Genomic DNA, 14,475 nt, shown 5'->3' with positions numbered 1-14,475 from the left:
AGCGCCAACCTGTCCCCAACCTTCACCGAGGCTAGCGGCTACGCTTGGAGGCATCAGACGTCATGAGATGCCAAAGCCGGTGGAAAAGAACAGTGAACTCGACCAGGCCACCTTACGCCTGACCGTCAGCGCTTGTGCGCTCTTGTATATCGTCATCCTGGTCGGCCTGAATCCAGAAGACGCCGCCAGCTACGTGCCCATCATCATTTACATCGGCACGTTCATTTTCGTCTCGGTGTTCCTGCGCATGATCATCAAGCGCTGGCCAGGACACTTCTTCTGGCGACGCCTTTTCACGATGCTGCATGACTACACAGGCATCGCTTTCGCCATGGTGCTGGGAGGTGAAAGTGCACTGCCGATCTACGCAGCACTGCTCTGGGTAACCTTGGGTAATGGCATGCGCTTCGGCTCGCGCTACCTGGCGCTGGCCACCGTTATCGCGCTGTCGACCCTGGTGCTGATTTTCTGCCTTCAACCCTTCTGGCGCACCCAGCCCTACATGTTCCTCATGCTGATCGTCACCACCATCGTGGTGCCAGCCTATGCGCACATTTTGCTCAAGCGCACACGCATTGCCTCCGAGGAAGCGATTTCGGCCAACCAGGAGAAGTCGCGGTTCCTCGCCCAGGCCAGCCACGACCTGCGCCAACCGATCCACTCCATCGGCCTGTTCACCGCCTGCCTGCGTGACGCCAGGCTGGGCATGGAAGAACTGCGGCTGGTGGACAATATCGACCGCTCGCTGCACACCGTCTCGCAGTTGTTCCGTTCGATCCTCGATATCTACACCCTGGATCACGGCAAGCTGGTACCCCAGGCCGACACCATTCACTTGGGGGCTTTATTGCAGGACGTGGTCAAGCAGAACACCGAGGCGGCTCGCTGGGCCGGGGTCGAGCTGCGGCTGCGCGCCTGCCCTTATTGGGTCAACGTCAATCCGGGCATGCTGACCACAATGATCCAGAACCTGTTGTCCAACGCCCTCAAGTACGCGCCCGGCCAACCGGTACTCATTGGTGTGCGTCGCCAGGGCAAGCGCCTGGCCGTGGTGATCTACGACAAGGGCCGCGGCATCGCCGCCGAGCATCTGCCGCAAGTGTTCAAGGAGTTCTACCGCGTGCGCCATGTACGCGACAAGGATGTCGAGGGTCTAGGCCTTGGCCTGTCCATCGTCAAGCGCATCAGCCAGATCCTCGGTGTCGATATACACATCCGCTCCAAGGTCGGCCAAGGCACCCAGGTGGCAATCAGCGGCTTGGAACTGGCGGCTCCAAGGTTCATGGAACCCAAGGTAGCGCCCGTCCAGAATCGCCTGGACGGATTGCACGTGTGCTTGGTAGAAGACGACGCCAACGTGCTGATGGCGACGTCGGCGCTCCTGGAAAAATGGGGTTGCGAGGTTGAAACCCACAGCGACGGCGAGGGGTTGACCAGCGATTGCGACATTGTCATCGCCGATTTCGACCTGGGCACGAAAGTCTCGGGCGCCGAGTGCATTGCCGCGATACGCGAGCAGCGCGGCTGGCAGGTGCCGGCGTTGGTCATCACCGGGCATGAGATCGAGCGGATACGCCAATCGCTGCACAGCCTGAACATCTCGGTGCTGGCCAAGCCCGTGCGACCGCCCGAGCTGCGAGCGGTATTGCTCGAGCTCGTCAAGCGCATGGATCGCAGGGGCGTGGACTCAGCTCACCTCAACCCACCCAGCCGATAGCCGTCTTGGGAATCACCTCGGACTCGTCGAGCTTGGACGCAAACATGCTCACCGCATCGAGGGCATCGGTGGTCCCGTTCCGGATCTGCACGATGACCGATCCGGCCTGGTCTGCCAGGGTGACGCCGCGCAAGGCGCCCTCATGGGTCACGTTCATGCTCGCGACGGCATCGCGGGTTTCGGAGAGGATCATGCCGATCATTTCGGCGATCTCCGACGTGGAGCGACTGGTGCGCCCGGCCAGTTGCCGGACCTCGTCGGCCACCACCGCGAAGCCCCTCCCCTGATCGCCAGCCCGCGCCGCCTCGATGGCTGCGTTAAGGGCCAGCAGGTTGGTCTGGTCGGCGATGCCGCGAATGGTGTTGACGATGGCGGTGATCTCTTCCGAACGCGCCCCCAGTTGCCCAACCAGGCGCGCGGAGGCGCCGATGTTGTCGGCGATCTCGCGCATTTCCTTGGCGGTCTGATGGATCACCTGGGCGCCCTGCTCGGCCACCCGTTCGGTCTCGGCGGAGATGTGGTACGCACGGGACGCGCCGCGGGAATCCTCTTCGAATTTCTCTACCCGCTCGGTAATGTCACTGGCGAACTTCGCGATTTTGCACAACTTGCCTTCGGCGTCGTAGACCGGGTTGTAGCTGGCTTCCAGCCAGACGACTCTGCCGTTCTTGCCGAGGCGCTTGAATTGACCGCTGAAAAACTCACCGGCGTTGAGACGACGCCAGAAATCGCTGTACTCCGAGCTGCCCACCAGGCTCGGTTCGCAAAAGATCCGGTGGTGCTTGCCCTTGAGTTCAGCCAATGAGTAATTCATGACATTCATGAAGTTGTCGTTGGCGGTCAGGATGTTGCCGCCCAGGTCGAACTCGATGACCGCCATGGCCCGGTCGAGGGCCGCCAGCCGGCCACGGGTTTCGGCCTCAGCGGTCACTTTGGCAGTGACATCGAGTGCGTACTTGACCACTTTTACGACGCGGCCCTGTTCGTCCACCACCGGGTTATAGCTGGCTTCCAGCCACACGTTCTGGCCTGACGCGCTGCGGCGTTGAAACGTGCCGGAAACGAATTGCCCGGCGCGCAACTGGTTCCAGAATTCGCGGTATTCGGCGCTGCCCGCCAGCGCTGGGGTGCAGAAATCCCGATGGGACAGGCTGGTCATTTGCTCCCCACGGTAGCCCATCGTTTTCAGAAAGTTCTCGTTCGCCCGCAGCACCTTGCCGTCGGGACTGAATTCGATAACCGCCATCGACCGCTCAAGGGCGCCGACCAATCCTTTGTACGTTGCCAATTCGGCCGTCCTAGCCGTCAGTTCGTTTTTTAGAGTTTTATTAAACATGACGTACCCTCGGTGAACCCTGAAAGTAACCGGACCTTCTATTCATATCGGCGGGTTGGCTGGGGCCTGAACGGTACGGCGTAATTATGTTTCGGCGCCAAAACCCACCGCATCCATCAACCAGCTTCTAAAGGCCTGCACTTTTGGCGAATCGGCCAGTTCATGGGGGGTGACGAAATAGAAACCCAGGTCGGACCTCAATCGCAGATCAAAGGGTGCAACCAGTCGTCCAGCCCTCAGGTCATCCTCGACATAGGTCGAGCGACCGATGCACACGCCCAGGCCGTCCACCGCTGCCTGTACGGCCATCATGGCCAGGTCGAATGTCAGCCGGCTGCCTTCGGCCAGTTTTGTGGGCTGGCCGGCGGCGCTCAGCCATGCGTTCCAATCGCCGCTGGTCACCCCGCTGACTTGCAACAACGTGTGCTGGGCCAGGTCGCCAGGGGTCCGCAACGCGGTCGGACCTTGCAGCAACCTGGGGCTGCACACCGGGAAGATGTCATCGGCCATCAGCCAGTCGGCCCGCACGCCCTTCCAGTTGCCGACACCGTAACGGATGGCCGCATCGACACCGCCCTTGCGAAAATCCACCCGTTCAGTTGACGCCGTGACGCGCACATCGATAGTGGGACACGCCCGCTGGAACGACGCCAGCCGCGGCAGCAACCATTTGGAGGCAAATGAAACCAGCGTACTGATCGTCAAGACACTGTTGTTGCGGCTCTCCAGCAACATCCCAGTGCAATAGCGCAACTCATGGAAGGCCGAACGAACGCCGGGGAAATAGGCCTGGCCTTCGCTTGTCAGGGCCAAACCATCCTTGAGCCGCAAGAACAAGCGCACACCCAGCTCCTCTTCGAGCCGGCGAATTTGATGACTGATCGCTGTCTGGGTGACGTTCAGCTCTTCGGCAGCCTTGGTAAAGCTCATGTGTCGAGCTGCCGATTCGAAGGCTTTCAGGCCGTTCAAGGAGGGGATTCTGTCGGCCATGATGGGGGGCATGCTCATGAGATTTTGTCATACGCTAGCACTGAAGATGTCCTTTGAAAATGTTCCGGCCTTCACGGATTCTGCCGGCATGTCCCCCAGCCTTGAGGAAACCATGAAACTGTATTTCGCACCCCTGACCTGCTCATTGTCCCCGCACATCGTGTTGCGGGAATTGGGCTTGCCCTTTGAATTGATCCGGGTCGACAACAAGACCAAGCGCACCGCCGACGGACGCGACTTCCTTAGCATCAACCCCAAGGGTTACGTGGCCGCTTTGGTGCTGGATAACGGTGAGGTCCTGACCGAGGGGCCCGCCATCGTCCAGTATCTGGCCGATCGGGTCCCCGGGAATACACTTGCGCCGGCCAATGGCACTTGGGAGCGAGTTCGTCTGCAGGAATGGTTGAACTTCATCAGCACCGAGATCCATAGCGGCTGTGCCCCGCTGTTCAATGCCGATATCGCCGAGTCAACCAAGGCAATCTTCAGGGCAAGACTGTTCAAGCGCCTGGACTACCTCAGCCAGGCCCTTGAGCAAAAGGATTACCTGATGGGCCGCTTCGGCCTGGCCGACGCGTACCTGTTCACCGTTTTGACCTGGTTGCCGTTGTTCGATATCGCGATCGGCGACTGGCCGGTACTGGCGTCGTTCACGGCCCGAATCGCGGCACGTCCCAGCGTCCGGGCGGCGATGGCGGCAGAAGCGGCATAATCCATCCCAGTGCAAACTGACCCACCGCTATCGCGAGCAAGCTCGCTCCCACAAGGGTCGGCGGTGGATTCCGATTTCTTCAACGCCTCGGAACCACTGTGGGAGCGAGCTTGCTCGCGATGACGGCGGCACAGCCAACATCCTGCAAGCTGACCCACCGCCTTCGCGAGCAAGCTCGCTCCCACAAGGGTCGGCGGTGGATTCCGATTTCTTCAACGCCTCGGAACCACTGTGGGAGCGGGCTTGCTCGCGAAGATGGCGTTACATCCAACGTCTCCACCAACTGACCCACCGCCTTCGCGAGCAAGCCCGCTCCCACAGGGGATTGTGATGCATGCAACGCATACAGCCGCTCTGAACCTGTTCAACCAATCAACTTGGCATACACCGGCCGGTCGATATTCCCCCCGGTCAGAATCACCCCCACCTTTTTCCCCTGCATCGCTTCACGCTCCTGCATGAGCGCCGCCAAGGCCGCGGCGCCCGCACCTTCGGCGAGGTTGTGGGTGTCGGTGTAATACACCCGCATGGCCTCGGCAATTTCAGCGTCGCTGACCGCTACGATCCGCGCCGCAGCGGCACCGTAGATGGCCAAGGCCTCGGGAATGGGTTTGCGCACGGCCAGCCCGTCGGCAAAGGTATTGGCCGAAGGGGTTTCGCAAAGTCTTCCCGTTTCAAATGACGACTTCGCCGCGTCGGCCTCGGTGGACACGACGCCCACCACTTGCGTTTTCAGGCCCAAGGCATCGCGGGCGGCGATGACTGCGCAAATCCCCGATCCGCAGCCTATCGGCACGTAGACCGTATCCAGGTCCGGCACCGCCTGGAACAGCTCAAGCCCGTAGGTCGCCACGCCCTTGACCAATTCGGGATGAAACGGCGGCACCAGGTAGAGTCCCTGGGCGTGGGCCAAGCGTAAGGCCTCTTCGCGGGCCTCATCGAAATCGCGGCCATACTCGACCACCTCGCCGCCAAAGCCACGCATGGCGTTGTTCTTTTCCACCGAGTTACCTTGCGGCACGACAATCAGCGCTTTCAAACCCAAGGCAGTGGCCGCCAGCGCCAGGCTCTGGCCGTGATTGCCGCGCGTCGCCGTGACGATGCCTTTTGCCTCCGGGTGTTCGCGCTTGAGCCAATGCACGAAGGTCAGGCCACCGCGCGCCTTGAAGGCTCCGGTCGGGGTGTGATTCTCGTGCTTGACCCACACCGTGCAACCCAACCGTTCAGCCAGCAACGGCCAGGCGTATTGGGCAGTGGCGGGCATGAATTGATAGAGATGGCGGGCAGCCTGTTCGATGTCGTCGCGGGTCAGTGTGTGCATGATGGACCTCCAGGTTTTTGCCCAGTCTAATCAGCGCGCCATTGGCGGGCTTTCAGAAAACTGACCTGACTTTCGGGCCCGCTCTTCATTACTATGCGGTTCATGAGCCCGCGAAACCGCCAATCGCCGCCCCCACCTGAACCGGTCCGTCGTATCGAGGCCGGTCCCTGGGCGATCGAATTGCTGCCCGGCTGCGCCTACGCCACTCGCTATGTCGCGGCCCAGTCAGCCATCGGCTTTGCCTTCGACAGCCAGCGTGGCCTGCACGCCATCGGCAGCGACCGGGTCCGGCCGTTTGACGCGTTGCCCAACGGCCTGGCATTCGTTCCCGTCGGATGCGACGTGTTCTCCGAATCTCCCGCTGGCGGTGAATACCTGCGAGTCGTGCGTACCGACGGTATGGCGTTACCGGGGACGCATGCATTCAACAATCGCATTGACCCGCAGGCCATCATCCTCGCGTCGAGAATGCGCAGCGCGCTGTTGCGTGCCACCGCTGAGGACGATTGGGAAGCCTGGGCGCTCGGTTTGGCTGAACGCGTGACCGACCACAAAGCGTTTTCACCACGCCCTCAAGGCTCCATCACGGACGGCCGAATGCGCCTGCTCGACGACTTCATCGACGCCAGTCTCGACAGTCCGCTGGGGGTCCAGGCCATGGCGGGGCTGCTTGGTTTGTCCGAGGGTTATTTCATCCGAGCCTTCAAGCAGGCGACTGGCAAAAGCCCGCACAGCTACCTGATCGACCGGCGCCTCGCCAAGGCACGGGCGCTGATGCGTGACTCAACCGCCCGGCTGACCGACATCGCACACACCTGTGGCTTCAACTCCCAGGCGCACATGACCACGCTGTTCAAGCAACGCCTTGGCATCAGTCCGGCGCAGTTGCGCGGGTAGTTGTTCGGGCCTGATACACCGTTATCGCGAGCAGGCTTGCTCCCACATTCGATCGCCAGCAGACAGAACAGCCGTGGGCAACACTGCCCCCTGTGGGAGCGAGCTTGCTCGCGATGAGGTCCTGCCAGTTGGCATTGATACTGAATGAAAGACCGCCATCGCGAGCAAGCTCGCTCCCACAGGGGCCCCAGGCTAGCCGGCGGTGACGGTCATGCCACCATCCGCCATGACCACCGCACCGACCACAAAACTCGCACGGTCCGAGGCCAGGAACGCCACCACTTCGGCAATTTCTTGCGGCTGTGCAGCCCGGCCGATGGGCGCAGCTTCACCGTGCCGGGCGAGAAACGCCGGACCGTCCTCGACCACGTCATTGAGGATGTTGGTGACCACATCGCCAACACCGATGGCATTGACCCGAATACCCTGCTCGATGACTTCCAGCGCCAAGGTGCGCGTCAGTTGCGCCAGGGCACCCTTGGAGGCGGTGTAGGCAGCAATGGTCGGGAAGGCAAAATAGGACGCGTAGGAGGCGATGTTGACGATGGCCCCCGACTGGTTGGGCATCATCGCCTTGACCGCTTCGCGTGAGTGCAGGAAGGCGGCGGTGGCGTTGACCGCCTGGATGCGCTCCCAGTCCTGGCGCGTCATGTCGATCACTAACTTGTTGATGATGATCCCGGCATTGTTGACCAGGATGTCCAGCCGGCCGAACTGCTCGACGGCCAGGCCGACGGCGCGCTCGGCGGCGCCATCCGCGGTGATGTCGGCCTCCAGCGGCACCAGCCCCGGACGGGCCAGCTCATGGACGGCGGGGTTGATGTCTTCAGCCACCACCTTGGCGCCGCGGGCATGCAACAGCAATGCGACAGCCCTGCCGATGCCACTGGCAGCGCCGGTGACCAGCGCAACCTTGCCTTCGACTTCGTGGGAAATAGTGGGTTGGATATCGGTCATGATCGCTCTCCTGCGTGAGCGGGCAGACGAGACATTCGCCGGCCCGGCGCCCATGGGCGCTGTCGTTATCGACGGCCTCACTGTCTCCCATCGGCGGATGCCGGGCTTTCGCAGGCTTGCTGGGACTGTCGGGGTTTTGCGCGAATCTGTCCGTGAGGGCCAAAACCGTGCTCTAGCTGAACCATCGCCATCGCGAGCAAGCTCGCTCCCACAGGGGGTTGGCGGTGGATGAGCAAGTTGCAGGCGCCCCAAAAAAATGTGGAGCGAGCTTGCTCGCGATGACGGTTGCACCGTCAACATCATTTCATGAGCTGTTGATCCAGGCAGCGGCATCAGCGAACCAGATGCTGGACGCCAATCGCTGGCCTGTCGGGGATAAATAGCGGCGAACTACAAAGATTCTGCAGTCTGGATGAGCGAATTGAGCACCAGCTTTATTTCAATCGCCGGATCTTTATGCCCTTGCAAGATCAAGCCTTCGGCCAAGGCCGTGAAGGTCTTCGCAAGCGCGGCATGTTCCAGCGGTGGTTTCTTGCCAGCATGGTTGAATATGACAGTAATCAACTTGCCCAAGGCCTCGCTGTTTTCCTCATGCAAGTCGTAGTAATGCTGCGAGAACTCTTCATCACGCAGGGCAATCAATTGCAACTCGGCATCGAGGATCGCACAGCGGGTATTGTTCTTCAGGGTGTCGATATAGGCATTCAAGCCATGGCTCAACTGCTCCGACGAATACCCCGACGTCAGGGTCGTACTCAATCGATCGATTTCAACGCGCTTGAAGCGTTGAGTCAGTTGCAGGAGCAAGTCCGATTTACTGGAAAAATTGGAAAAGAAGGCGCCTTTGGAGAAGCCGGCCTCCTCGGCAATGACGTTGACGCTGGCGGCATGAAAGCCTTTGCTGATCATCAGCTCAGTAGCGGTGTCGAATAATTTGTCTCTTGTTATTTGCTGGCTCTCTTCTCGACCTAGTCTCTTTTTAATCACGCCCTCGGCTCCTTTGGCCAGTCAAAATATGCACCTGTATCTGAATGCGACGAAGCGATTACTCACTGTAGTGAACCCGTGTTCGCCATCATATCTTATACGCGCCTCATTCAATCATTTACATTTTAACTTTCAAAAAGTGCCATGTATGTGCCATGTAACCGGGACAGCCTGCCGTGATGCAAGATGGACTATGCAGTCACGTTTTTCACACCGGGAACAGGTGAATCCAAACCATCGAGGCTCGTTGCTCGCGAGCGGGTTGGCCCCGCTTTGACCTTCCTCAACGCCGAATTTTTCGCACCTTCATGCCACGCTGGCGGGTGAAAAAATCCGCGTAACGGCCGGTTCAGAGCCGTCGATTCGCTAGCTTTACGAAATACCGCTTGATTTTCAGATACCGAATGGTTTTTACTTGCGCCGTTGGTGGAGCCCAACGCCTGATCAGGGCATCGAGTCAGTGACACCGATCTCGATGCAATGACAGGTCACCTCACAGGAGCGGGATTTTAATGGAATATGCCTTCGTTACAGGCGCTACTGGCCTGCTCGGGAATAATGTCGTTCGTGCGCTGTTAAAACGAAACATCAAAGTAAAAGCCCTGGTTCGTTGCGCCGAGAAAGCCAGGAAACAGTTCAGCGGCCTGCCCGTGGAATGGGTCGAAGGCGACATGCTCAATGTCGACGCCTTCAGTCATGCACTGCAAGGGTGCGATGCCTTGTTCCATACGGCGGCATATTTCCGCGACAGTTACAAAGGCGGGAAACACTGGCAAAAACTCTATGACACGAATGTGACCGGCACCGAGCGCTTGCTGCAAGCCGCTTATGACGCCGGCATCCGTCGTGCCGTACACACCTCTTCCATTGCCGTGTTGAAGGGTAATAAAGATCAAGTGATCGATGAAACCATGTCTCGCAGTGAACAGGAGGCTGATGATTATTACTTGAGCAAAATATTGTCCGAACAGAAAGTCCAGCAATTCCTGGCGCAGCACCCGGACATGTTCATTGCCATGGTATTGCCAGGGTGGATGTTCGGCCCGGGGGATATCGGCCCGACTTCCTCAGGCCAGTTCCTGCTGGACTTTGTCGGACAAAAATTGCCCGGCGTACTTCCCGGCAGCTTTTCCGTCGTCGATGCCCGGGATGTGGCCGAACATCAAATCGCCGCCATCACCCGCGGCAGGTCTGGAGAGCGTTACCTCGCCGCCGGCAATCACATGGACATGAAGAGCATCTTCCAGGCGCTGGCCAGCGTCAGCGGCGTAAAAGCCCCTGAACGAAAAGTGCCTTTGTTCATGCTGCGACTGATCGCACTGATCTATGAAGGCTATTACCGGATTACCAAGAAGCCGGTACTGATCAGTACGTCTACGGTCAAGCTCATGGCGCAAGAACAAGACCGCACGCATTTCAGCCACAACAAAAGCTCAAGGGAGTTGCAATGCCAATTCCGCCCTGTCGCTGAAACCCTGACCGATACCCTGGACTGGTATCGGAACAACAACTACACAGATGCTTAATTGAGACCATTCATATAAAGCCTGCCTCTGTAGTACTTTTTTGACACGCCCTATATCCAAGGATTGAAGAGGTTGGTAAATGAAAAGCCTTTCATATAAAGAAGGTTTTCTGCATCGTTTTGTCGGTTTTTCGGAATCCTTTCCCGAGCAAGTTGCTATCCGGCACTTGGACACGGAAGAGGACACCGTTACTTATCGCGAGCTGCGCATCAAGGCCGAAGCCTGCAACGGCGCCCTGACGGCACTCGGTGTATTGCCGGGCGATAAAGTCGCGCTGGTGCTGCCCAACGGGGTGGCTTTCATCGCTTATTACCTGGCGACTATCGGGCGGGGTGCCATTCCGGTCATCCTCAACTACAAGTTGACCGCTTTTGAAATGAACAGTGTGGTCAGCCTCGCCAGGCCGACCCTGGTAGTCACGACCGAAGCGTTATGGGTGCAACACGACGAGATATTCCAGCCCAACAACGGCGTCAGACACGCCCTGGTGCTGGACGACGGGAGCGAACCTTCATTGCCCCTGCCCGCCAATGCAACGGCCGCCTCTCAATTGCCTCAACAGCTCGAACCCTTGTTGCTGCCCGAAGGCAATCCGATCGTCTCGGTGCAGTTTACCTATCGAGGCATCGGCAGGCCCCTGGCGGTTTCTCACCGCTACCTCGACCTGACGCAATCGAGCGATGGGCTGCACGAGCATTTTCACCTGCAAGGCGTCGGCTCCGTGCACCTGGTGACACTGCCGCTGTATGCCATCTTCGGCCTGTCGGTGATGATGGTGTTTCCCTTGAGCGTGGGCGCCACCCTGCTCATGACCAACACCCTGCTCAACCGGGACCTGGCAGAAGTCCTGTCCGAGCATCAGGTCACCTTTGCCTGCCTGGTGCCCGATGTCATTCGCTACTTCAATACGCGGCTGGCCAAACGCAAAGGCCCGCGGTTGCCGTTGCACCCGCAACTGATGATCTACTCGGGCGGCAGCCACCTGCCGGCCGATGAAGCCGAAAAGCTGGGCACGCTGCTGGGCTGCAATCCAGTGCTCCAGGGCTACGGTTTGACCGAAAGCATGCCGGTGATCGTCCAGAGTTCGATTGGCCCGGCCCACCGCGGCGCCATGGGCCAGCCGATCAGCGGCGTGGAACTGCGCGTCGTCGATGCCGAGGGCCAGGACGTGGCACCCGGGCGCATCGGCGAGTTACTGATCCGCGGCGCGATGGTGATCGGCGGCTACAACGATGCCGAGGACACCAATGCCCGATTCTTCCGCGACGGCTGGTTCCACAGCGGTGACCTGGTCTGGCGCGACGACGATGGGCATGTGTTTTTCTTTTGCCAACGCCTGCGCATCTCGAAGATCAAGGCGCAGATGGTCGACCTGGTGGAAATCGAATCCGTCGCCCTCAAGCACCCCGACGTGGTGCGCGCCAGGGCCTATATCGTCCCGGATCACAAGGAAGTCAACGTGCTGCACCTGTGCGTCGAAGGGACCGGCGAGCTGACCCAGAACGCGCTGAGCACCCTGCTCTCGCGCGACCTGTCGGGCTTCAAGCTGCCCAAGACCATCGAGATCATCCCGCTCAAGGAAGAGGCACATGCACACTAACAACACCCAACCGGTACTGGCCGTTTTTGACTTCGACGGCACACTGACCGACCGGCACACCTTCTGGCGCTACATGCGCTATATCGTCGGCACCCGTTCGTTCTGGCTGCGGATCATTCCCCTGCTGCCCAAGATGCTCAGCGTGATCCTGGGCATCACCCCACTGATGCAAGCGCGCCTGGCCTTCATTGCCTGTTACCTGGGCGGGCTGTCGCTGGAGCAAGAACGCGAGCACGCCAAATACTTCATCAGCGAACAGCTGCCGCTCTGGCTCAGGCCCGAGGCGTTGCGGCGACTGCAATGGCATCAGTCCATGGGGCATATCACCGCGCTGGTCAGCAACTCGCCGGAAAACTACCTGATCCCTTGGGGCCAGGCCGCGGGGTTTGACTATGTGTGCGGCACGCGCCTGGCCACGGCAAAAAACAAACTCACCGGCGGGATCGCCGGTACCAACTGTGTAGAGCGAGAGAAAGTCACGCGCCTCAAAGGCTGCCTGAGCAATCTGGATGATTTTTATATTTATGCCTACGGCGATTCATCAGGCGACGCTGATCTGCTCGGCATTGCCAACTCTCCCTTCTACAGAAACTGGTACTGATCGATGAACACGCTGAGCAACTTGGCCCCCAAGCATTTCAAGCGCCCTGACAGCGCCCCGACCGTCATGATCGTCGGCGCCGGGCCCATCGGCCTGTCCCTGGCAATCATGCTGAAAAAATGGGGCGTGGCGTTTCGCATCATTGAAAAGAACACCGGCCCCTCGACCGCGACCAAGGCGATGGCGATCCATTCCCGCACCCTGGAAATCTTTCGAGACCTGGGCGTTGCCGAGCAAGCCATCCACGATGGTTTCACGATCAACCAGTTTTCCGTGCAGTCGAACGCCAAGCGGGTGCTGAACTACAACTTTTCCTACCTGGACGCGACCTATCCCCTGCTCTTGAGCCTGCCACAGCCGCAAACCGAGAAGATTCTCCTGGAGCGGTTGAAGGAACTGGGCGCGGAGGTGGAGTGGAACACCGAACTGGTGGACATCGAAAACCTGCCGGGTTCGGTGCGCATGACGCTCAAGCATGCCGACGGCACCGACGAAACCTTCGCCAGTCGCTGGGTGGCCGCCTGTGACGGTGCTCGAAGCAACATCCGAAAACGCCTGGACATGACCTTCGAAGGTTCGTCCTATGACCGCTTCTTCATGCTCGCCGATGCCGATATCCAATGGTCCGGCAGCCAGGATGAGGGCGCGTTTTTCCTCGGTGCACAAGACGGTTACGTGGCGGTTGCGCCGATCAGCGCCCAGTCCCGTTATCGGCTGTTCATCGAAATGCCCTACAACCTGCCGCCAGAAGGCGAGCGCCCGTCGCTGAGCCTGGAGAACTTCCAGCGCCTGTGCGAAGGACGTGGGCAAAAGATGACGCTGTCCAATATTTCCTCGACGACCATCGCCTCGTTCCAGCATCGCCGCGTGCAAACGATGCAACAAGGCTCGGTGTTCCTGCTGGGGGACTCGGCGCATATCGGCAGTCCCATCGGTGGCCAATGGATGAACCTGGGGGTTTCCGAGGCTTATAACCTGGCCTGGAAAATCGCCTATGTCGATCAAGGCCTGGCGGATCCGTCCTTGCTCGACAGCTACAACGAAGAGCGTTATCCGGTTGCCCTGGAAGTCGAGAACACCGCCCACCGGTTGACGGGGCTGATTACCGTCCGGCGGCGCGCCCTGGTCTGGTTGCGTGACAACGTCCTGCCGTTGTTGAGCAACCGGAAAAAGGTCCAGCGCAAGTTGCCGTCCATGATTTCCGGTCATCAGTATCACTACGAAAAGAGTGATTACATCCAGGAATCGCTGACGAAGAAACAGCGCTACAACTGGAACAAGAAAGGTAAAAAAACTGAGTTCCCGAGCGCAGCGCCTCGCGCCGGGCAACTGGCACCCGATGTCGAGTTGTGGCAACTGCAAGGGCTGCCCACAAAACACTTGATCGACCTGTTCCACGGAACGTTCACGCTGTTGATCTTCAGCGCGGCCGATCAGTTTTCACCTTCATTGCCGGGCCATTACGCCTTGGCCGAGTCGGTGGAAAAGGACTACCCAGGCATCAAGGCTTATTGCGTGATCGATGCCCTGAGCAGCGCCGGGCTGCCACCCTGGCACTCGACACTGCTGGACCCCGATTGGCGACTGCACAAGCGCTACCACGCCAAGGCAGGCACGTTGATGCTGATTCGTCCTGACGGCTACATCGCGTTCCAAGGTGCCGATGCAATAACACTGGCGACCTATCTGAACGTAAGGTCCGGGTTGCTCAAGGGCGCCAGAAAAACCACCTCGTGTGAGATCAACGCAGTGGAACTCCAACTTTAAGTCTCCCCATGGCTACAGCCAATTTGCTTCATTGATATAAACAAGGCCCAGTCCTGGGCCATGA

The 14,475-nt window shown here is 59.5% G+C and carries 11 protein-coding genes and 2 pseudogenes; 7 read left to right on the top strand and 6 right to left on the bottom strand.

What is annotated here, in order from left to right:
* The first annotated feature begins 67 nt into the window (after positions 1 to 67).
* Entirely contained in the window at positions 68 to 1,717 is a 1,650-nt protein-coding gene (locus J3P85_RS11470) for an ATP-binding response regulator (RefSeq protein ID WP_434705865.1), read from the top strand.
* Here the strand turns inward: J3P85_RS11470 and J3P85_RS11465 are convergent.
* The 3 genes and pseudogenes from J3P85_RS11465 to J3P85_RS11455 all read right to left on the bottom strand — a co-directional run.
* A pseudogene (locus J3P85_RS11465) lies at positions 1,698 to 2,171 on the bottom strand (methyl-accepting chemotaxis protein); the annotation flags it as partial. The gene J3P85_RS11470 and the pseudogene J3P85_RS11465 overlap by 20 nt on opposite strands.
* A gap of 162 nt (positions 2,172 to 2,333) precedes the next feature.
* Positions 2,334 to 2,963 (bottom strand): annotated as a pseudogene (locus J3P85_RS11460) (PAS domain-containing protein); the annotation flags it as partial.
* Positions 2,964 to 3,137: 174 nt separating this feature from the next.
* On the bottom strand, positions 3,138 to 4,043 hold the full coding sequence (locus J3P85_RS11455) for a transcriptional regulator GcvA (protein ID WP_434706355.1): 906 nt from the start codon (positions 4,041 to 4,043) through the stop codon (positions 3,138 to 3,140).
* Between the two features lie 112 nt (positions 4,044 to 4,155).
* Between J3P85_RS11455 and gstA the strand changes: the two genes are divergently transcribed.
* Positions 4,156 to 4,755, top strand: coding sequence for a glutathione transferase GstA (gene gstA, locus J3P85_RS11450; RefSeq protein WP_434705864.1), 600 nt, complete (start codon positions 4,156 to 4,158; stop codon positions 4,753 to 4,755).
* A gap of 364 nt (positions 4,756 to 5,119) precedes the next feature.
* Here gstA and J3P85_RS11445 read toward each other — a convergent pair whose 3' ends face one another.
* Complete coding sequence (locus J3P85_RS11445; RefSeq protein ID WP_434705863.1) at positions 5,120 to 6,076, bottom strand: threonine dehydratase; 957 nt, start codon at positions 6,074 to 6,076, stop codon at positions 5,120 to 5,122.
* A gap of 93 nt (positions 6,077 to 6,169) precedes the next feature.
* Here J3P85_RS11445 and J3P85_RS11440 point away from each other — a divergent pair, with 93 nt between their 5' ends.
* The gene (locus tag J3P85_RS11440; RefSeq protein WP_434705861.1) at positions 6,170 to 6,973 is read left to right on the top strand and encodes a helix-turn-helix transcriptional regulator; all 804 of its coding nucleotides are present in this window, start codon (positions 6,170 to 6,172) and stop codon (positions 6,971 to 6,973) included.
* A 192-nt stretch (positions 6,974 to 7,165) separates the two neighbouring features.
* Here the strand turns inward: J3P85_RS11440 and J3P85_RS11435 are convergent, their stop codons facing one another.
* Positions 7,166 to 7,930: an SDR family NAD(P)-dependent oxidoreductase gene (locus J3P85_RS11435; protein WP_434705860.1), complete on the bottom strand. Its 765-nt coding sequence runs from the start codon at positions 7,928 to 7,930 to the stop codon at positions 7,166 to 7,168.
* A 390-nt stretch (positions 7,931 to 8,320) separates the two neighbouring features.
* Positions 8,321 to 8,917, bottom strand: a complete 597-nt coding sequence (locus tag J3P85_RS11430; RefSeq protein WP_434705859.1) for a TetR/AcrR family transcriptional regulator — start codon at positions 8,915 to 8,917, stop codon at positions 8,321 to 8,323.
* A 512-nt stretch (positions 8,918 to 9,429) separates the two neighbouring features.
* Here J3P85_RS11430 and J3P85_RS11425 point away from each other — a divergent pair.
* The 4 genes from J3P85_RS11425 (at position 9,430) to J3P85_RS11410 (ending at position 14,411) form a co-directional block, all read left to right on the top strand.
* Entirely contained in the window at positions 9,430 to 10,443 is a 1,014-nt protein-coding gene (locus J3P85_RS11425; protein WP_250963677.1) for an SDR family oxidoreductase, read from the top strand.
* 79 nt (positions 10,444 to 10,522) lie between these two features.
* Positions 10,523 to 12,043, top strand: coding sequence for a class I adenylate-forming enzyme family protein (locus J3P85_RS11420; RefSeq protein WP_434705858.1), 1,521 nt, complete (start codon positions 10,523 to 10,525; stop codon positions 12,041 to 12,043).
* Positions 12,033 to 12,644: an HAD-IB family hydrolase gene (locus J3P85_RS11415; RefSeq protein ID WP_434705857.1), complete on the top strand. Its 612-nt coding sequence runs from the start codon at positions 12,033 to 12,035 to the stop codon at positions 12,642 to 12,644. The genes J3P85_RS11420 and J3P85_RS11415 overlap by 11 nt, the downstream gene beginning before the upstream one ends.
* Before the next feature lie 3 nt (positions 12,645 to 12,647).
* On the top strand, positions 12,648 to 14,411 hold the full coding sequence (locus J3P85_RS11410) for an FAD-dependent monooxygenase (RefSeq protein ID WP_434705856.1): 1,764 nt from the start codon (positions 12,648 to 12,650) through the stop codon (positions 14,409 to 14,411).
* The last annotated feature ends 64 nt before the right edge of the window (positions 14,412 to 14,475 follow it).

It is taken from the genome of Pseudomonas sp. Z1-12 (genome assembly GCF_051132015.1).
GTDB classification, from domain to species: Bacteria; Pseudomonadota; Gammaproteobacteria; order Pseudomonadales; family Pseudomonadaceae; genus Aquipseudomonas; species Aquipseudomonas zanjanensis.
The sequence above is the reverse complement of the archived record's forward strand: the minus strand, read 5'-3'. Positions and strand labels throughout refer to the sequence as shown.